The following is a 17,896-nucleotide window of genomic DNA, read 5'->3' as shown; positions in this document are numbered from 1 at the left end:
GTGGATCTCCTAGGCGGGTTCAGCCATCGATTGTGCGCTGTGCGCGCCCTGGGCCCGCGCCCGGGCCAAGCCCGACACGACGGCCTTCAGCGAGGCGGAAATGATGTTCGCATCGACGCCGACGCCGAAAAGGGTGATCGATTCGTCGACACGCAGTTCGAGGTAGGCCACCGCCTGGGCGTCGGCGCCGGCGCCGATCGCGTGCTGGTGGTAGTCGATCACGCGGATCGCGTGCCCGGTGGCGCTGGCCAGGGCATGGATGAAGGCGTCGATCGGTCCGTTGCCGCGGCCTTCGATGGCGCGGATTTCTCCTTCCCACGGCAGGTCCGCGCGCAGCAGCACCGAGGCGCCGGCGCCCTCGCCCTGCTCTTCGAGCACGCGGTGCTGGGGTCCGGCTGCGTCGCGCAGGCCGTACTCGCGCTCGAACAAGGCATGAAGATCGGCCGCGGTGAGCTCCTTGCCGGCGACGTCCATCACGCGCTGCACGGTCTGGCTGAACTCCATCTGCAGGCGGCGCGGCAACTCGAGGCCGTATTCGCTCTCCAGCAGGTAGGCGATGCCGCCCTTGCCGGACTGGCTGTTGACACGGATCACGGCCTCGTAGCTGCGGCCGACATCCTTCGGATCGATCGGCAGGTAGGGCATGTCCCAGAGGTCGCCCTCCCGGCGGGCGCCGAAGGCCTTCTTGATCGCATCCTGGTGCGAGCCCGAGAACGAGGTGTAGACCAGGTCGCCCACATAGGGGTGGCGCGGGTGCACCGGCAACTGGTTGCAGTGCTCGACCGTGGCCCGGATTTCGTCGATGTTCGAGAAGTCGAGTTCGGGCGAAACGCCCTGGGTATAGAGGTTGAGCGCGACGTTCACGAGGTCGAGATTGCCGGTGCGCTCGCCATTGCCGAACAGGCAGCCTTCGAGGCGGTCGGCGCCGGCCATCAGCGCGAACTCGCCGGCGGCGGTGCCGGTGCCGCGGTCGTTGTGCGGGTGTACCGAGAGCACGATCGCTTCGCGCCGCGCGAGGTTGCGGTGCATCCACTCGATCATGTCGGCGAAGATGTTCGGCGTCGAATGCTCGACCGTCGACGGCAGGTTCACGATGCACTTGCGCTCGGGCGTCGGCGCCCAGACCTCGGTCACCGCATCGACCACCCGCTTGGAGAACGCAAGGTCGGTGCCCGAGAACATCTCGGGCGAATACTCGAAGGTCCAGTGCGTGTCCGGCTGCTTCGCGGCCAGCTCACCGAACATCCGCGCGTGCGTGGTCGCAAGTTCGACGATCTGATCCTCGTCCATGCCGAGCACCACGCGACGCATCACCGGCGCCACCGCGTTGTACAGGTGCACGATGGCACGCGGCGCGCCCTGCAGGGACTCGAAGGTGCGCGCGATCAGCTGGTCTCGCGCCTGCGTGAGCACCTGGATGGTCACGTCGTCGGGGATGCGGTCTTCCTCGATCAACTTGCGCACGAAGTCGAACTCGACCTGCGAAGCGGACGGGAAGCCCACCTCGATTTCCTTGAAGCCAATCGCCACCAGCGTCTCGAACATCTTCATCTTGCGGGCGATGTCCATCGGCTCCACCAGCGCCTGGTTGCCGTCGCGCAGGTCGGTCGACAACCAGATCGGCGCGCGGGTCAGCACGGCGTCGGGCCAGGTGCGGTCCTTCAAACCGATCGGAGCGAAGGCGCGGTACTTGCGATTGGGTTGCTTCAACATCTTGGATTTCTCGCTGTGGTTGGGAGTGTCCACCAGCAACCCCAAACAAAACGGCCCGTTGCTGGTGCGAACGGGCCGTGGTGAGGGATTTGCGCGCGCGCTCTACCGTCTCCGCCCGAAGGGGATCAGTAGTAGGGCCAGCGAAATCTTGTTCATGAGAGCGGGGAATATAGCACACCCCCAGGTTGGCTCACTGCGTGTAGCCGCCCACCCCCTTGCAGGGGGCGCAGGCAGCGGCCCGGCGAAGCCGGTTCCGCGCCTGCCCACCAACAGGCGTGCTGCGCTGCGCGCAGCCGCCAAAGGCCGAAGAAGCGGAGTAAGTTTGTCGCGGCCGGCGCAGCCAGGCCCGTTCGTGAAACACCGCGGAACCGGCTTCGCCGGGCCGCTGGTGTTGCCCCCGGAAGGGGGTGGGCGGGCTACACGCAGTGAGCCCAACCTGGGGGCGAGCCAGCTACTCGAGCTAGTTATGCAATCCGCGTTCGTCGGGCTCGTCGGTCGAGATGCTGATCACGCTCACCTGCTGACCCTTGGCCTTGCGCCAGGCATAGACCACGTAGCCGCTCAATCCGTAGGCGACGAAGACCCCGAACAGCACGGTCGGAGGATGGATGTTGATGACCGCGATGCCGAGCGCGATCAAGACGATCACCGCGAAGGGCACGCTCTTCTTCATCTGGATGTCCTTGAAGCTGTAGAACGGCGCGTTGGTCACCATCGAGAGCCCGGCATACAGCGTGAAGCCGAAGGTGATCCAGGTGATCTGGTTCCACGAGAGGTACAGCACCTCGCCGCCGCGCTTGCCCCATTCGGTCATGAGCCAGATGAAACCCGCCACCAGCGCCGCCGCTGCGGGCGACGGCAGTCCCTGGAACCAGCGCTTGTCGACCACGCCGGTGTTGACGTTGAAGCGCGCCAGTCGCAGCGCCGCGCAGGCACAGTAGACGAAGGCCGCGATCCAGCCCCAGCGGCCCAGGCCCTTGAGCGACCATTCGTAAGCGATCAGCGCGGGCGCGGCGCCGAAGGACACCATGTCGGACAGCGAATCCATCTGCTCGCCGAACGCGCTTTGGGTGTTGGTCATGCGGGCCACGCGGCCATCGAGGCTGTCGAGGATCATCGCGGCGAAGACGCCGAGTGCCGCAAGGTCGAAGCGCGCATTCATCGCCATCACGACCGAATAGAAGCCGCCGAAGAGCGCCGCCAGCGTGAACAGGTTGGGCAGGATGTAGATGCCCTTGCGGCGCTTGCGCGTGGGCACCTCGTCGGGAAGCGTGTCGTCATGCATAGGGTCGGCCTCCAGCGCAGAAGGGGCTCGGGTACGGGGCAGGACGGGGGGTGGCAAACATCGGTGGCAGTGTAGTTCAGGCGCAACGCGCGCCTCCATGAAAAAGGGCCACCGCGTGGTGGCCCTTCTGGCGTCGGAAGGCTCCGATCAGTTGCGGGTCTGGTCGACCAGCTTGTTCTTCTTGATCCAGGGCATCATCGCGCGCAGTTGCTCGCCGACGACTTCGATCTGATGCTCGGCATTGATCCGGCGACGGCTGATCAGCGCGGGCTGGCCGGCGGCGGCTTCGAGCACGAAGCTCTTGGCGTATTCGCCGGTCTGGATGTCCTTCAGGACCTGCTTCATGACCTTCTTGGTCTCTTCGGTGACGATGCGCGGACCCGTCACGTACTCGCCGTACTCAGCGTTGTTCGAGATCGAGTAGTTCATGTTGGCGATGCCGCCTTCATAGATGAGGTCGACGATCAGCTTGAGCTCGTGCAGGCATTCGAAGTACGCCATTTCGGGCGCGTAGCCGGCTTCCACCAGCGTCTCGAAGCCGGCCTTGATCAGTTCGACCGTGCCACCGCACAGCACGGCCTGCTCGCCGAACAGGTCGGTCTCGGTTTCTTCGCGGAAGTTGGTCTCGATGATGCCGGCCTTGCCGCCGCCGTTGGCGGTGGCGTACGACAGCGCCAGGTCACGCGCCTTGCCGCTCTTGTCGGCATGCACCGCGATCAGGTGCGGCACGCCGCCGCCCTGGCTGTAGGTGCTGCGCACCGTGTGGCCGGGCGCCTTCGGAGCGACCATCCAGACGTCGAGGTCGGCGCGCGGCTGCACGAAGCCGTAGTGCACGTTGAAGCCGTGTGCGAAGACCAGCGAAGCGCCTTCCTTGATGTTCGGTGCGACGTCGTTCTTGTAGACGCTGGCGATCTGCTCGTCGGGCAGCAGGATCATGACCACGTCGGCGGCCTTCACCGCGTCGGCCACTTCGGCGACCTTGAGGCCGGCCTTCTCGACCTTGGGCCAGGAAGCGCCGCCCTTGCGCAGGCCGACGACGACCTTCACGCCACTGTCGTTCAGGTTCTGCGCGTGCGCATGGCCCTGGCTGCCGTAGCCGATGATCGCAACCGTCTTGCCCTTGATCAGGCTCAGATCGGCGTCCTTGTCGTAATAGACCTTCATGAGAGTGCTCCTTCGTTGATTCGGTGGGTGTGGATGAGGGGTTCAGACGCGCAGGATGCGCTCGCCGCGGCCGATGCCGCTGGCGCCGGTACGGACGGTCTCGAGGATCGCGCCGCGATCGATCGCCTCGAGGAAGGCGTCGTTCTTGCCGTGGTCGCCGGTGAGCTCGATGGTGTAGCTCTTGTCGGTCACGTCGATGATGCGGCCGCGGAAGATCTCGGCCATGCGCATCATTTCTTCGCGCTCCTTGCCGACCGCGCGCACCTTCACCATCATGAGCTCGCGCTCGGTGTAGGCGCCTTCGGTCAGGTCGACCACCTTGACGACCTCGATCAGCCGGTTCAGGTGCTTGGTGATCTGCTCGATCACGTCGTCCGAGCCGGCGGTGACGATGGTCATGCGCGAGAGGCTCGGGTCCTCGGTCGGCGCGACGGTCAGCGATTCGATGTTGTAGCCGCGGGCCGAGAACAGGCCGACGACGCGGGAGAGTGCACCGGGCTCGTTCTCGAGCAGCACGGCAATGATGTGTTTCATGTCAGCAGGACTCCTCTTTTCGCCGCCCTCCCCCGCGCACGGTAATGCGCGGGCTCGACAAGCGATTGAATCGTCCGGAAAAAAGTTAAAGAAGGAACCGAGTCCGCGCAGCGGACCGGCTTATCGTCTGTTACAAATCCTCGGATCCCAGCAGCATCTCGGTGATGCCCATCCCCGCCTTGACCATCGGGAACACGTTCTCGGTCGGGTCGGTGCGGAAATCCATGAACACGGTGCGGTCCTTGAGCTTGCGCGCCTCGCGCAGCGCCGGCTCCACGTCCTGCGGGCGTTCGATCAGGAGGCCGACATGACCGTAGGCCTCGGCCAGCTTCACGAAGTTGGGCAGCGCGTCCATGTAGCTGTGGCTGTAGCGGCCCGAATACTCGATCTCCTGCCACTGGCGGACCATGCCGAGGTAGCGGTTGTTGAGCGAGCAGATCTTGATCGGCGTGTTGTACTGCAGGCAGGTAGAGAGCTCCTGGATGCACATCTGCACCGAGCCTTCGCCCGTGATGCAGAACACCTCGGAGTCAGGCTTGGCCAGCTTGATGCCCATCGCGTACGGAATACCCACGCCCATGGTGCCCAGGCCGCCCGAATTGATCCAGCGGCGCGGCTCGTCGAAGCGGTAGTACTGCGCGGCCCACATCTGGTGCTGGCCGACGTCGGACGTGATGTAGGTATCGGCATCCTTGGTCATGTTCCAGAGCGTCTCGACGACGTACTGGGGCTTGATCACATCCTTGTTGCCGCGGTCGTACTTGAGGCAGTCCTTGCCGCGCCATTCCTCGATCGTGCTCCACCAGCTGGCCAGCGCCCCGGCGTCGGGCCGGACCGTGCTCTCGCGGATCATCGAGATCAGCTCGGTCAGCACGTCCTTGACGTCACCGACGATCGGGATGTCGACCTTGACGCGCTTCGAAATGCTCGAGGGGTCGATGTCGACGTGGATGATCTTGCGTTCGTTCTGCGCGAAATGCTTCGGGTTGCCGATCACGCGGTCGTCGAAGCGCGCGCCCACGGCCAGCAGCACGTCGCAGTTCTGCATCGCGTTGTTGGCTTCGATGGTGCCGTGCATGCCCAGCATGCCGAGGAACTTGCGGTCGCTGGCCGGATAGGCGCCCAGACCCATCAGCGTGTTGGTGACCGGGTAGCCGAGCATGTCGACCAGGGTGCGCAGCTCGTTGGTGGCGTTGCCGAGCAGCACGCCGCCACCGGTGTAGATGTAGGGGCGCTTGGCCGTCAGCAGCAGTTGCAGCGCCTTGCGGATCTGGCCGCCGTGGCCCTTGCGCACCGGGTTGTACGAGCGCATCTCGACCTTGTCGGGATAGCCGCTGTAGGGGGTCTTCTTGAAGGAGACGTCCTTGGGCACGTCCACCACCACCGGGCCCGGACGGCCGCTGCGTGCGATGTGGAAGGCCTTCTTCATCGTCATCGCCAGATCCTTCGGATCCTTGACGAGGAAGTTGTGCTTGACGATCGGCCGCGTGATGCCGACCGTGTCGCATTCCTGGAACGCGTCGAGCCCGATCGCCGCCGTCGGCACCTGGCCCGAGATGATCACCATCGGGATCGAGTCCATGTAGGCGGTGGCGATGCCCGTGACCGCGTTGGTCAGGCCCGGCCCCGAAGTGACCAGCGCGACACCGACGTCGCCGGTGGCGCGGGCGTAGCCGTCGGCCGCGTGGACGGCGGCCTGCTCGTGGCGCACCAGCACGTGCTGGATGGTGTCCTGCTTGTAGAACGCGTCGTAGATGTAGAGAACCGCGCCGCCGGGATAGCCCCAGACGTACTTGACGCCTTCGGCCTGCAGTGCCTTGACCAGCACTTCGGCGCCCATGAGTTCTTGGGGTTGATTGCCCATCCCTGAGGATGCGGCTGCTGCGGAAGCGAGTTCCGCCTTCGAGATTTCCATGATGAACCTTTGTGTTTTTTCGGGAACGAAAAACCTTGGGTGCCCCTTCGCCAGCTCTTTTGAAGCCGCGTCAGGACTTGAGGCCACAGCCATGGGCGTATCTGTATACCGCCGGACCGTGACCCGTTTGCCTTTTGACTTGCAAGGCGAATTATGACACCGGATCGGCGCCTCGCGGCTGGCCCCGGGCCCGATCCGGGCGCAGAGGCATAATCCGCGCGACAAAAAGACAAACGTCCCAGAGACACCTCCCCACGCGGCGCAGTTCCCCTGCGCCGGATTCGCTTGGCCACTGAACAAGAACTTTCCGATTTCCTGAAGAGCGTCGAAAGACGCGCTTTCAAGCGTTCCGTCTACCACGTGCGGGACGAGGAAGCGGCGCTCGACATCGTCCAGGACAGCATGATGAAGCTGGCCGAGCACTATGGCGACAAGCCGGCCAACGAGCTGCCGATGCTGTTCCAGCGCATCCTGTCGAACTGCACGCTCGACTGGTTCCGCCGGCAAAAGACGCGGCGGGCGCTGTTCTCCAACCTGAGCGACTTCGAATCGATCGACGACGACGGCGACTTCGACCTGCTCGAGCACGTCCAGTCCCCCACCGACACGCGCGAGACCGAGAGCGCCGAAGACACCACCCGAAGGGCCCAGATCTTCCACGAGATCGAGGAGCAGATCGCCGCTCTGCCCGGGCGTCAACGCGAGGCCTTTCTGATGCGTTACTGGGAGGACATGGACGTCGCCGAGACGGCCGCTGCGATGGGGTGCTCCGAAGGGAGCGTCAAAACCCATTGTTCGCGGGCCGTGCACGCCTTGAGCAAGGCGCTCAAAGCCAAGGGAATTTCGCTATGAACACACCAAACACTGCCCCGCCAGGGTCCGCCGTTGCCTTCGAAGAGCAATTCGGTCGCCGGGTCGCCGCGCGCCTGTCTGCCGGCAATCTCGAACTCTCGCACGAGGTCGGCGAACGCCTGCGGGCCGCCCGCGTGCAGGCGGTGGCGCGCCGCAAGACGGAGCCGCAGTTCAAGTCGGCGCCGGCGGTGGTCTCCAGCGGACGGGCAGCGGCCCTCGGCGGTGGCTGGTGGACCCGCATCGGCTCGGTGCTGCCGCTGGTGGCACTGGTCGCGGGCCTGATGGTGATCAGCGTGATCCAGGAAGAACGCCGCACCAACGAACTGGCGGAAGTCGACTCCGCGCTGCTGACCGACGACCTGCCGCCGGCTGCCTACACCGATCCCGGCTTCGCGCAGTTCCTGAAGACCAGCGACGCTGCCGAGCGCTGATTCCCCGCTTCGAATGCTGCGTTCTCTCCTCCCTTGCGCACAGGCGCTCCAGCCGGTGTACGCCTCGACGTCGGCAGCCCCTATCTGGCTCGCCGCGCTGCTGACGCTGGGCGGCTTCGGGCTTGTGGCCGCCACGCCTGCCGGGGCGCAGCCCCTCAAGGCACAGACCCAGGCCACCAAGCCCCCGTCCAAGCCGACCTGGCGCGACCTGAGCGCCCGCCAGCAGCGCGCGCTGGAACCCCTGGCCTCCAGCTGGGACGAGTTGACCGAACCACATAAGCGCAAATGGCTCGTGATCGTGCGCGATTACGCAGAAATGTCGACCGCAGACCAGGAAATCCTGCATAGCCGCATGAAGGAATGGTCCAAGCTGAGCAACCGGGAGCGCGCTCAGGCCCGCCTGAATTTCGCCGATGCGAAGCAAGTGCCCGCAGATGAACGCAAGGCCAAATGGGAGGCCTACCAGGCACTCAGCGACGAGGAAAAGAACCGTCTCGCGGCCAGCGCCAGCCCGAAGGTGACGCCGGGTGCGGCCGCCACGATCCGGCCGGTGCCGGCGCAGAAGCTGGCGCCGGTGCCCTCGGCCGGTGCCGATGGCCAGCATGCGCCGCGAATTCTGCTCGCTCCGCCGCCGGCCGCCGCACCGCCGGTGGCAACAGCGCGTCCGCCGGGCCCGGCGCCCTCCTCCGCCCCGGTCGCCGCCGAAGCGCAGGTGCCGCCGCCTGCCGCGAATACACCTGCCGCGGAGCCTCCGGTCACCCCGACGCCACCGGTTCGCTTGACCGAGCAACCCTCTTCGGCGCCCTGATCGGACACATGGCCTCCAGTTCCCCCGGCAACGCCGGATCCCACCCGGCCGCGGCCGGAGACTCCACCGCTCGACAACCCATGCACCTGGCCGCGCCCGGCCTCTGGCGCCGCATGGCCTGCTGGCTCTACGAGGGCATGCTGCTGTTCGCGGTGGTGTTCGTCGCCGGCTGGCTCTTCAGCACCCTGGGCCAGATGCGCGACGCGATGGATTCGCGCCGGCATCTGCTGCAGGCCTTCCTGTTCGTGGTCTTCGGCGTCTATTTCGTCTTCTTCTGGGCCAAGGGCCAGACGCTGGCCATGAAGACCTGGGGCATCCGCGTGGTCGATCGTCATGGCAAGGCGCTGACCCAGGGGCGCGCGCTGCTGCGCTACCTGCTGAGCTGGGTCTGGTTCCTGCCGCCGCTGGCCGTCATTGCCCCCTTCAAGCTCGGCGGCGGCGAAGCCTCGGTGCTGATCCTCGGCTGGGTCGCGGTCTGGGCCCTGCTTGCCCGCTTCCATCCCGAGCGCCAGTTCTGGCACGACGCCTGGGCCGGCACCCGCCTGATCGCCTCCAGGCCGATGAGCCGGCGATGAGCGGCACCGACCCCGCCAATCCGCAGGCCCTGCGGCGCGGCCTGACCCGCGTCTGGCATGCGGCGCTGATCTCGGTGAATGGTTTTCGCGCCGGCTGGCGCGAGGCCGCTTTCCGCGAGGAAGTGCTCTGCGCCATCGTGATGATCCCGGCCGCCTTCTGGGTCGGCCGCAGTTGGGTCGAGGTGGCGCTGCTGGTCGCCACGGTGATGCTGGTGCTGATCGTCGAGCTGCTCAACAGCGCGGTCGAAGCCGCCATCGACCGCATCGGCCCGGAATGGCATTCGCTGTCGAAGGCCGCCAAGGACCTCGGAAGCGCTGCCGTGCTGCTGTCCATTTTGCTGTGCAGCGGCGTCTGGATCGCGGCACTGTGGCAACGCTTCACATAAGCGCGGCATCATTGCGGGATGACTCCCTCTTTTTCGATATGCGTGTATTGCGGCTCGCGCCCCGGCGAGCGACCTGAATTCACGACCGTGGCGCAAGCGGTCGGCCGCTGGATCGGCGAGCGCGGCGGACAACTGGTCTATGGCGGTGGCCGGACCGGCCTCATGGGCACCGTGGCCGAGGCCACGCGTGCAGCCGGCGGCCGCGTGGTCGGCATCATCCCGAAAGCCCTGGTCGACAAGGAACTCGCCAACCGCCAGAGCGACGAACTGCATGTGGTCGACACCATGCACGAGCGCAAGGCCATGATGGGCGAACGCGCCGACGCCTTCCTGGCGCTGCCGGGCGGCATCGGCACCTTCGAGGAACTGTTCGAGATCTGGACCTGGCGCCAACTCGGCTACCACGACAAGCCGGTCGGCATCCTCAACGTCGGCGGCTATTACGACGGCATGCTGGCCTTCCTGGCCAACAGCGTGCGCGAAGGCTTCATGAACGACTGGCAGATGGACCTGGTGCGCACCGGCACCGACACCACCGCCCTGCTAGAAGCCCTGGCCGAAGAGGCCAGCCGTCACCCCAAGGGGGACAAACTCGCAGAAGTCCTTTGATCGCGCGGGGGCCGGCGCAGCCAGGCCCTCGTTGGTGGGACACCGCGGAACCGGCTTCGCCGGGCCGCCGGTGTCGCCCCCGGTAGGGGGCGGGCGCCCGGACACGAAGGGCCGGGCAACCTGGGGGCGAGCTTATACAGCCGCTTCGTCTTCTTCGCCGGTGCGGATGCGCACGACGCGCTCGACGTTCGTGACGAAGATCTTGCCGTCGCCGATCTTGCCGGTGCGCGCGGCGCTGACGATGGCGTCGACGCAGCGTTCGACGTCCGCCTCGTTGACCACCACTTCGACGCGCATCTTGGGCAGGAAATCGACCACGTACTCGGCGCCGCGGTAGAGCTCGGTGTGACCCTTCTGTCGGCCGAAGCCCTTCACTTCGGTCACGGTGAGCCCGGTGACGCCGACCTCGGCCAGGGCCTCGCGCACGTCATCGAGCTTGAACGGTTTGAGGATGGCGGTGATTTGCTTCATACGGTCTTTCTTCCGGCGGTTTCGTTGAACTTGCTGGTGATAGGGTAGCGCCAATCCTTGCCGAAGCTGCGATGGGTGACGCGGATACCCACCGGCGCCTGGCGTCTTTTGTACTCGTTGATCTTGATCAGGCGGGCCACCCTCTCGACCACGGCGCGCTCGTAGCCCGCCGCGATGATCTCGTCGATGCCCTCGTCGTCTTCCATGTAGCGCGCCAGGATGCCGTCGAGGATGTCATAGGGCGGCAGGCTGTCCTGGTCGGTCTGGTCGGGCCGCAACTCGGCGCTCGGCGGCCGGGTGATGATGCGCTCGGGGATCGGCTCGGCGCCGGTGCCGTACGGATCGTGGGCATTGCGCCAGCGCGCCAGCGCGAACACCGTGGTCTTGAGCAGGTCCTTGATGACCGCGAAGCCGCCCGCCATGTCGCCGTACAGCGTGCAGTAGCCGGTCGCCATCTCGCTCTTGTTGCCGGTGGTCAGCACGATCGAGCCGAACTTGTTCGACAGCGCCATCAGCAGCGTGCCGCGGATGCGGGCCTGGAGGTTCTCCTCGGTCGCGTCCTCGGCCAGGCCCTTGAATTCCTCGGCCAGCACGCCCCGGAACGACTCGAAGGTGTGCTTGATCGACATCTCGTCGTAGCGCACGCCGAGACGCTTGGCCATTTCGCGCGCATCGATCCAGCTGATGTCCGCGGTGTAGGGCGAAGGCATCATCACCGCGCGCACGCGGTCGCGTCCGAGCGCATCGACCGCGATCGCCAGCACCAGGGCCGAATCGATCCCGCCGGACAGCCCGAGGATCACGCCGGGAAATCCGTTCTTGCCGATGTAGTCGCGCACGCCCACCACCAGCGCATCCCAGAGCTGAGCCTCGGCGTCGCGCGGGGCGGCAATGGCTGCGCCGCTGCGCGCGAAGCCGACGCCGGCAGCGCGGCGTTCGAGCTGTGCGAAGACCAAGCGCTCCTTGAAGCTCTCAGCCTGCAGCGCCGTTGCGCCATCGGCCTCGAGGGCGAAGGAGGCGCCGTCGAACACCACTTCGTCCTGGCCGCCCACCAGATGGGCATAGACCAGCGGCAAATTCACCGTCCTGGCGCGCTCGGCCATGCGCACGATGCGCTCGCCTTCCTTGCCGACATGGAAGGGCGAGGCATTGATGACCGCGAGGACCTCGGCGCCGGCCTCCTTCGCGAGTCGGGCCGGCGCGTCGAACCAGGCGTCCTCGCAGATCAGCAGGCCGACCGAGACGCCACCGGCCTCGAACACGCAGACGCCCTCGCCCGGCGTGAAATAGCGGCGCTCGTCGAACACCTGGTAGTTCGGCAGTTCGCGCTTGGCATAGGTGTCGAGAACGCGCCCCTCGCTGAGCACGCTGGCGGCGTTGTGGCGCAACTGCACCGCGACCGAGCGGCTGCGCAGGCTGCCGCCCGTGGGATGCCCGACCACCACCACCATGCCGTCGAGATCGGCCAGTTCGGCGGCGACGGCGCGCACCGCGTCGTCGCAGGCGGTGACGAAGGCCGGGCGCAGGAACAGATCCTCGGCCGCATAGCCGCAGATCGACAGTTCGGGCGTGAGCAGCAGGCGCGCGCCCTGGCCGTAGGCGTCGCGCGCCGCGTCGACGATCTTGCGCGCGTTGCCGGCGAGATCGCCCACCACGAAATTGAGCTGTGCGATGGCAAGTTTCAGGGTCATATCAGAGCAGGAAAAGGGCTGGATGATTATGTCATCGGGGCCTGCCGCTCGCGCCGACGGCCGGGGCCCGGCGGCCGCGCGCCGTACGGCCGGCCTCGGGCGGCGTGCCCTGTTACCCTCGGAGGGCGATGCGCCCAGGTTCCTCTTTCGCCAGCTTCTTCGACTCCGTGCGTCCCAGGCCTCAGGGCCAGGCCTACCTGCTGCTCGTGTGCACCACCCTGATCTGGGGCGCCAACGCCGTGGCCGCGCGGCTGGCGGTGGGCGAGGTGTCGCCGATGATGCTGACCTTCTCGCGCTGGATCGTCTGCTGCGCGGCGCTGGCCATCACCGCGAGGCAGCAGATCGCCGAGCACTGGCGCACGCTGCTGCCGTCCTGGCGCTCGATCACGCTGATGGGGGCCCTCGGCTTCACGGGCTTCAACGCGCTCTTCTATGCGGCGGCCCATCACACGACGGCGATCAACATCGCGATCATCCAGGGCACCATTCCGGTGCTCGTCCTGATCGGCAGCTTTTTCTTCTTCGCCACCCGGATCACCGCCCTGCAGATCGTCGGCGTGGTGCTCACGCTCGGCGGCATCGCGGTCGTGGCCTCGCGCGGTCAACTCGCGCTGCTGGCCAACCTGGCCTTCAACATCGGCGATGTCTGGATCGTGGTCGCCTGCCTGCTGTATGCCGGCTATGCCCTGGGGCTGCGGCGACGCCCCGCGGTGCCCGCGATCGTTTTCTTTGCGGCGACCGCCGCGGTGGCCTGCGTGGTCTCGCTGCCGCTCGTCGCCGCGGAGATCGCGCTGGGGCAATTCTTCATCCCGACCGGCAAGGGCGTGGCGCTGGTGCTGTTCATCGGGCTCTTGCCCAGCTTCATCTCGCAGGTCACCTTCATCCACGCCGTGACGCTGATCGGGCCGGCGCGCGCCGGCGTATTCCTCAACCTGGTGCCGATCTTCGGGCCGCTGCTGGCCGTCCTCATCCTCGGTGAACCACTGTCGGCCTATCACGCGGTGGCGCTGGCCCTGGTGCTGGGCGGCATCTACATCGCCGAGTCCTTCGGGGCCGGCAAGCGCAAGACGGAACACCCTTGAGCACTCCGATCGTCCGCATCCACCGCTCGCCGGCCGAGATCGACCCGGCGGCCTGGGACGGCCTGCTGGCCTCGCAGTCCGCCCCCTCCCCCTTCATGCGCCATGCCTACCTGTGCGCCCTGAACGCCAGCGGCTGCGCCTCGCCTGCGAACGGCTGGACGCCGCAGTTCATCACGCTGTGGCGCGGCAAGCGGCTCGCGGCGGCCTGCCCGCTCTACGTCAAGGACCATTCCTACGGCGAGTACGTCTTCGACTGGGCATGGGCCAACGCCTACCAGCAGCATGGGCTGGCCTACTACCCCAAGGCGGTCGCCGCCGTGCCGTTCACGCCGGTGCCGGGCGCCCGCCTCCTGGCGCTCGACGCGGAAAGCCGCTTGCTGCTGGTGCAGGCCGCGGTCGCCTGGTGCAAGGAGGAAGCGCTGTCCTCGCTGCACCTGCTGTTCGGCGCCGACGAAGACATCGCCGCCTGCGCCGAAGCCGGACTGATGCTGCGCCACACCATCCAGTTCCACTGGATCAACAAGGCCCCCACGCTCGGCACTGACGTGTCCTCGCTGCCCCCCGAGGGGGCGCGTTCCGCCTTGGGGCGGCCCGGCGGCGGAACCACGGCCCCCACGCTCGGCACTGACGTGTCCTCGCTGCCCCCCGAGGGGGCGCGTTCCGCCTTGGGGCGGCCCGGCGGCGGAACCAGCGCATGGAAGGACTTCGACGCCTTCCTCGCCAGCCTGTCGCACGACAAGCGCAAGAAGATCCGCCAGGAACGCCGCAAGGTGCACGACGCCGGGGTGAGCTTTCGCTGGTCGCGCGGCACGGACATCAGCGGTGCGGACTGGGATTTCTTCTATCGCTGCTACGACCGCACCTACCGCGAGCACGGCAACCCGCCCTACCTGAACCGCGACTTCTTCCACCGGATGGCCTCCGACATGCCCGAGGCCTGGCTGCTGTTCATCGCCGAGCGCAAGGGCCGACCGATCGCGGCCAGCCTGATCGCGCTGTCGGCCGGCCTCGGCGGCGCCGACGACTCGCCGGCGCCGCTGATCGCCTACGGCCGCTACTGGGGCGCGCTCGAGCGCGTGGACTGCCTGCACTTCRAAGCCTGCTACTACCAGCCGCTCGCGTGGTGCATCGCGCACGGCGTCGGGCGCTTCGAGGGCGGCGCGCAGGGCGAGCACAAGATGGCGCGCGCGCTGATGCCGGTGCGCACCACCAGTGCGCACTGGCTGGCACACCCGTCCTTCGCCGACGCGGTGGAGCGCTTCCTCGAGCGCGAAGGCGCGGGCATCGAGAGCTACCTGGACCACCTGGGCGAACGCAGCCCGTTTCGCCACGACGAATGAAGGCTTGGGCGGCGCAGGGACAAGCGGCCCCCTTCTATACTCCGCGCCGATGTCCCGATTGCACCGATTCTGGTTCCTGCTCGCGCTGCTGCTGCCCCTGCAGCTGACCTGGGCCAGTGCCAGCGCCTACTGCGCTCACGAGAGCAATCCGGGCCACGCGACACACATCGGGCATCATGGCCACCTTCATCAGGCCGACCCGCAGAAGGCCGCCTCGGGCCAGGGTCTGCTCGACAACGACTGCGGCGCCTGCCACGCGTCCTGCGCGCTGCCGCTGCCGGCATCGGACGGTTCGACCCACGCACCCGACCTCAGGCCAGGGCGCGCGTCGGCGCCGCCGCAGCACTACCTGTCCGCGCAGCCGCGCGCACCCGACCGGCCTCAGTGGCCCCGTCTCGCTTGACCGGCGAGACGCGCAACACACATCCCCGTTTCCGTCCCGCCGAATCCTCTGGTTCAACCCTCATGAGATTCGATGCGAAGACTTCTATGGCCGCTCGGGCTGGCGGCCGCCTTGTCCAGTCCCTTCCACGTCCAGGCCCAGCCTGAGACTTCTTCTTCAACTTCCCGCAGCCACGATCCTGCGAATGCGCTGACCCTGGCGACGGCCTCTGCCCTCGCGGAGGCCTACAGCCCGAGCGTGTCGGCGGCCCGCCGCGAGGTCGAGGCCAGCGAAGGCGAGCGGCAGCAGGCCGGCCTGCTGCCGAATCCGGAACTGGCCCTGCTGGTCGAGGACGAGCGCCAGGCCTTTCGAACCACGACCACCCAGCTCAACATTCCGCTCGAGCTCGGTGGCAAGCGCGCCGCGCGTGTGGCGGAAGCCGAGCGCACGACCAACCTGGCCCGCGCCGCGCTGGCCGGAGCGCAGGCCGATCTGCGCGCCGAGCTCGTCGCGGCCTTCTTTCGCGTGCTGGTGGCGCAAGAGCGCGTGACGCTCGCGGCCGGTTCGGCCGACCTCGCCGCCCGCGGCGCCGAAGTCACGGCCCGCAGGGTCACGGCCGGCAAGATCTCGCCGGTGGACGAAACCCGAGCGCGGGTGGAACAGGCCAACGCCGCGCTGGAACTGGCCGATGCGCAAGCCGAACTGCAAACCGCGCGACAGGCTCTGGCCTCGTTCTGGGGCAGCCCCGAACTGGCCTATGCCCAGGTGCGCGGCGACCTCGATGCCTGGCCGGTGCGGCCCGGGGTGCAGCAGCTGCTGGCCGAACTCGAGTCCTCGCCCGCGTTGACGGCGAGCCGGCTCGAATTCGAAAGACGCCAGGCCGGCGTGGACGTCGAGCGCAGCAAGCAGTACCCGGACCTCACGCTGAACGTCGGGACCAAGCGGCTCAACGAGACGCAGGTCACGCAGGCCATCGTGGGACTCACCGTGCCCCTGCCCTTGTTCGACCGCAACCAGGGCCGGCTCCAGGCCGCCAGCAGCCGCGCGGCCAAGGCCGAGGACGACTTGCGGGCGGCGCGCACCCGGCTCGTGAATGAGGTGCAGCAGGCGTCGAGCCGCCTCGCGCGCGCCCGCGCGTCGGCCGAGATGCTGAAGGCCACGATCCTTCCGGCCGCACAGCAGGCACACGACGCGGCGACGCGTGGCTTCGAGGCCGGCAAGTTCGGCTTCCTCGACGTGCTCGACGCCCAGCGCAGCCTGCTGCAGGCGCGCGTGCGCTATGTGGACGTCGTGACCAGCGCCTACCAGGCCGCCACGACGCTCGACCGGATTCTCGGTCGCCAACCCCACGAACAGGCAGCGAAATGACACTCTCGAACAAGCAGAAGGTCGCGATCGCGGCCATCGTGATCCTCGGCGCGCTCGCGGGCGCCGCCATGCGGATGACCGGAGGCTCGCCGGAAAGCGCCGGCGCGGGCCATGGGCATGAAGAAGCCGCCGGCCATGACGACCACGAGCACGGCAAGGAATCCGCCGCCGGCCACAAGGAACCCGAAGGCCACAAGGAGCCCGAAAGCCATGGCGACAAGTCGCACGCCCACGGCGCGAAGGAAGAAAAACACGAAAGGGTCGAACTCTCCGCCGGGCAGATCGAGGCCGCCGGCATCGAACAGCAGGTGGCCGGCAGCGCCCGCGTGCAGGTCACGCTGCAGCTGCCGGGCGAGATCCGCTTCAACGAGGACCGGACCGCCCACGTGGTGCCGCGGCTCGCCGGGGTGGTCGAAAGCGTGCCCGTGCAACTGGGCCAGCAGGTCCGCAAGGGCCAGCTGCTGGCCGTGATCGCCAGCTCCGCATTGTCCGAGCAGCGCAGCGAACTGCTGACCGCGCAGCGGCGCCTCGAACTCGCCCGCTCGACCTACGAGCGAGAAGAGAAACTCTGGAAGGACAGGATCTCGGCCGAGCAGGACTATCTGCAGGCCCGTACGGCGCTGCAGGAAGCGCGGATCGCACTGCAGAACGCGCAGCAGAAGCTCGGCGCGGTCGGCGGCGCTGCGAATGCGTCGGGCGCGCTGAACCAGTTCGAGCTGCGCGCGCCTTTCGAGGGCACCATCGTCGAGAAGCACATGGCGCTCGGCGAGGCGGTGCGCGAGGACGCCAATGTCTTCACGCTGTCGGACCTCTCCATGGTGTGGGCCGAGATGGCCGTGCCCGCGCAGGACATCGACCGCGTCCGCGTCGGCGGCAAGGTGCTCGTGAGCTCCACGGCCTCCAGCGTCAAGGCCGAGGGCACCGTGTCCTATGTCGGCGCGCTGATCGGCGAACAGACGCGCACCGCGAAGGCGCGCGTCACGCTGGCCAATCCGCAGCTCGCGTGGCGGCCCGGGCTGTTCGTCACGGTGACCGTGATCACGCAGGAGGCCGAGGCGCCGGTGACCGTGCGCGCCGAAGCGGTGCAGACGCTCGACGACCGGAGCGTGGTCTTCCTGGCCGTGCCCGGCGGCTTCGTCGCGCAGCCGGTGACCCTGGGCCGAAGGGGCGGTCCTTTCGTCGAGATCACGCAGGGCCTGGAGCCGGGCGCCCGCTACGCCAGCTCGAACACCTACGTCCTCAAGTCCGAGCTCGGCAAAGCCGGCGCGAGCCACACCCACTGAGGCGCGA

At 67.4% G+C, this 17,896-nt stretch carries 18 protein-coding genes; 11 read left to right on the top strand and 7 right to left on the bottom strand.

Features of this window, described 5'->3' with window-relative positions:
- Nucleotides 1–9: 9 nt before the first annotated feature.
- The 5 genes from leuA to AC1DYK_RS00630 form a co-directional block, all read right to left on the bottom strand.
- Nucleotides 10–1,713 (bottom strand): 2-isopropylmalate synthase, encoded by a 1,704-nt coding sequence (gene leuA, locus AC1DYK_RS00650; protein WP_478164501.1) that lies wholly within the window; start codon nt 1,711–1,713, stop codon nt 10–12.
- A 460-nt stretch (nt 1,714–2,173) separates the two neighbouring features.
- Nucleotides 2,174–2,998, bottom strand: a complete 825-nt coding sequence (gene pssA / locus AC1DYK_RS00645) for a CDP-diacylglycerol--serine O-phosphatidyltransferase (protein ID WP_442283128.1) — start codon at nt 2,996–2,998, stop codon at nt 2,174–2,176.
- A gap of 147 nt (nt 2,999–3,145) precedes the next feature.
- Nucleotides 3,146–4,162 carry a ketol-acid reductoisomerase gene (ilvC, locus tag AC1DYK_RS00640; protein ID WP_478164500.1) on the bottom strand — a complete coding sequence of 339 codons (1,017 nt, stop codon included), beginning with the start codon at nt 4,160–4,162 and terminating at the stop codon, nt 3,146–3,148.
- 42 nt (nt 4,163–4,204) lie between these two features.
- Entirely contained in the window at nt 4,205–4,696 is a 492-nt protein-coding gene (gene ilvN / locus AC1DYK_RS00635) for an acetolactate synthase small subunit (RefSeq protein WP_076998466.1), read from the bottom strand.
- Nucleotides 4,697–4,826: 130 nt separating this feature from the next.
- Nucleotides 4,827–6,611, bottom strand: a complete 1,785-nt coding sequence (locus AC1DYK_RS00630; RefSeq protein ID WP_478164499.1) for an acetolactate synthase 3 catalytic subunit — start codon at nt 6,609–6,611, stop codon at nt 4,827–4,829.
- Between the two features lie 285 nt (nt 6,612–6,896).
- Here AC1DYK_RS00630 and AC1DYK_RS00625 point away from each other — a divergent pair, with 285 nt between their 5' ends.
- The 6 genes from AC1DYK_RS00625 to AC1DYK_RS00600 are packed head-to-tail and all read left to right on the top strand — an operon-like array spanning nt 6,897 to nt 10,272.
- Nucleotides 6,897–7,463, top strand: coding sequence for an RNA polymerase sigma factor (locus AC1DYK_RS00625; protein WP_478164498.1), 567 nt, complete (start codon nt 6,897–6,899; stop codon nt 7,461–7,463).
- Nucleotides 7,460–7,894, top strand: a complete 435-nt coding sequence (locus AC1DYK_RS00620) for a DUF3619 family protein (protein ID WP_478164497.1) — start codon at nt 7,460–7,462, stop codon at nt 7,892–7,894. The genes AC1DYK_RS00625 and AC1DYK_RS00620 overlap by 4 nt, the downstream gene beginning before the upstream one ends.
- A gap of 13 nt (nt 7,895–7,907) precedes the next feature.
- A complete protein-coding gene (locus AC1DYK_RS00615; protein ID WP_478164496.1) occupies nt 7,908–8,702 on the top strand; it encodes a DUF3106 domain-containing protein in 795 nt (264 codons plus the stop codon).
- A gap of 8 nt (nt 8,703–8,710) precedes the next feature.
- Nucleotides 8,711–9,277, top strand: a complete 567-nt coding sequence (locus AC1DYK_RS00610; protein ID WP_478164495.1) for an RDD family protein — start codon at nt 8,711–8,713, stop codon at nt 9,275–9,277.
- On the top strand, nt 9,274–9,663 hold the full coding sequence (locus AC1DYK_RS00605; RefSeq protein WP_478164494.1) for a diacylglycerol kinase: 390 nt from the start codon (nt 9,274–9,276) through the stop codon (nt 9,661–9,663). The genes AC1DYK_RS00610 and AC1DYK_RS00605 overlap by 4 nt, the downstream gene beginning before the upstream one ends.
- An 18-nt stretch (nt 9,664–9,681) precedes the next feature.
- The gene (locus AC1DYK_RS00600; RefSeq protein WP_478089722.1) at nt 9,682–10,272 is read left to right on the top strand and encodes an LOG family protein; all 591 of its coding nucleotides are present in this window, start codon (nt 9,682–9,684) and stop codon (nt 10,270–10,272) included.
- A 132-nt stretch (nt 10,273–10,404) separates the two neighbouring features.
- Here AC1DYK_RS00600 and AC1DYK_RS00595 read toward each other — a convergent pair whose 3' ends face one another.
- On the bottom strand, nt 10,405–10,743 hold the full coding sequence (locus AC1DYK_RS00595; RefSeq protein ID WP_286368035.1) for a P-II family nitrogen regulator: 339 nt from the start codon (nt 10,741–10,743) through the stop codon (nt 10,405–10,407).
- Nucleotides 10,740–12,434 (bottom strand): NAD+ synthase, encoded by a 1,695-nt coding sequence (locus AC1DYK_RS00590; protein WP_478164493.1) that lies wholly within the window; start codon nt 12,432–12,434, stop codon nt 10,740–10,742. Before AC1DYK_RS00590 ends, AC1DYK_RS00595 begins: the two co-directional genes overlap by 4 nt.
- Before the next feature lie 167 nt (nt 12,435–12,601).
- Between AC1DYK_RS00590 and AC1DYK_RS00585 the strand changes: the two genes are divergently transcribed.
- The 5 genes from AC1DYK_RS00585 to AC1DYK_RS00565 all read left to right on the top strand — a co-directional run bounded on the left by AC1DYK_RS00585 (nt 12,602) and on the right by AC1DYK_RS00565 (nt 17,889).
- Nucleotides 12,602–13,516 (top strand): DMT family transporter, encoded by a 915-nt coding sequence (locus AC1DYK_RS00585; protein WP_478164492.1) that lies wholly within the window; start codon nt 12,602–12,604, stop codon nt 13,514–13,516.
- Nucleotides 13,513–14,856, top strand: coding sequence for a GNAT family N-acetyltransferase (locus AC1DYK_RS00580; protein ID WP_478164491.1), 1,344 nt, complete (start codon nt 13,513–13,515; stop codon nt 14,854–14,856). The genes AC1DYK_RS00585 and AC1DYK_RS00580 overlap by 4 nt, the downstream gene beginning before the upstream one ends.
- A gap of 49 nt (nt 14,857–14,905) precedes the next feature.
- A complete protein-coding gene (locus tag AC1DYK_RS00575; protein WP_478164490.1) occupies nt 14,906–15,259 on the top strand; it encodes a cobalt-zinc-cadmium resistance protein in 354 nt (117 codons plus the stop codon).
- A 72-nt stretch (nt 15,260–15,331) separates the two neighbouring features.
- A complete protein-coding gene (locus AC1DYK_RS00570; protein ID WP_478164489.1) occupies nt 15,332–16,606 on the top strand; it encodes a TolC family protein in 1,275 nt (424 codons plus the stop codon).
- Nucleotides 16,603–17,889 (top strand): efflux RND transporter periplasmic adaptor subunit, encoded by a 1,287-nt coding sequence (locus AC1DYK_RS00565; RefSeq protein WP_478164488.1) that lies wholly within the window; start codon nt 16,603–16,605, stop codon nt 17,887–17,889. Before AC1DYK_RS00570 ends, AC1DYK_RS00565 begins: the two co-directional genes overlap by 4 nt.
- Nucleotides 17,890–17,896: the final 7 nt, after the last annotated feature.

It is taken from the genome of Variovorax sp. P2_H12 (assembly GCF_056403395.1).
This window is presented reverse-complemented; position numbering and strand designations above follow the sequence as displayed.

Bases quoted from the DNA above. Each gene is read 5' to 3' on its own strand.
- AC1DYK_RS00595 (WP_286368035.1), bottom strand. From the start codon at position 10,743: ATGAAGCAAATCACCGCCATCCTCAAACCGTTCAAGCTCGATGACGTG.
- AC1DYK_RS00565 (WP_478164488.1), top strand. From the start codon at position 16,603: ATGACACTCTCGAACAAGCAGAAGGTCGCGATCGCGGCCATCGTGATC.
- leuA (WP_478164501.1), bottom strand. From the start codon at position 1,713: ATGTTGAAGCAACCCAATCGCAAGTACCGCGCCTTCGCTCCGATCGGT.
- ilvN (WP_076998466.1), bottom strand. From the start codon at position 4,696: ATGAAACACATCATTGCCGTGCTGCTCGAGAACGAGCCCGGTGCACTC.
- AC1DYK_RS00590 (WP_478164493.1), bottom strand. From the start codon at position 12,434: ATGACCCTGAAACTTGCCATCGCACAGCTCAATTTCGTGGTGGGCGAT.
- AC1DYK_RS00620 (WP_478164497.1), top strand. From the start codon at position 7,460: ATGAACACACCAAACACTGCCCCGCCAGGGTCCGCCGTTGCCTTCGAA.
- ilvC (WP_478164500.1), bottom strand. From the start codon at position 4,162: ATGAAGGTCTATTACGACAAGGACGCCGATCTGAGCCTGATCAAGGGC.
- AC1DYK_RS00605 (WP_478164494.1), top strand. From the start codon at position 9,274: ATGAGCGGCACCGACCCCGCCAATCCGCAGGCCCTGCGGCGCGGCCTG.
- AC1DYK_RS00570 (WP_478164489.1), top strand. From the start codon at position 15,332: ATGCGAAGACTTCTATGGCCGCTCGGGCTGGCGGCCGCCTTGTCCAGT.
- AC1DYK_RS00615 (WP_478164496.1), top strand. From the start codon at position 7,908: ATGCTGCGTTCTCTCCTCCCTTGCGCACAGGCGCTCCAGCCGGTGTAC.
- AC1DYK_RS00630 (WP_478164499.1), bottom strand. From the start codon at position 6,611: ATGGAAATCTCGAAGGCGGAACTCGCTTCCGCAGCAGCCGCATCCTCA.
- AC1DYK_RS00575 (WP_478164490.1), top strand. From the start codon at position 14,906: ATGTCCCGATTGCACCGATTCTGGTTCCTGCTCGCGCTGCTGCTGCCC.
- pssA (WP_442283128.1), bottom strand. From the start codon at position 2,998: ATGCATGACGACACGCTTCCCGACGAGGTGCCCACGCGCAAGCGCCGC.
- AC1DYK_RS00610 (WP_478164495.1), top strand. From the start codon at position 8,711: ATGGCCTCCAGTTCCCCCGGCAACGCCGGATCCCACCCGGCCGCGGCC.
- AC1DYK_RS00600 (WP_478089722.1), top strand. From the start codon at position 9,682: ATGACTCCCTCTTTTTCGATATGCGTGTATTGCGGCTCGCGCCCCGGC.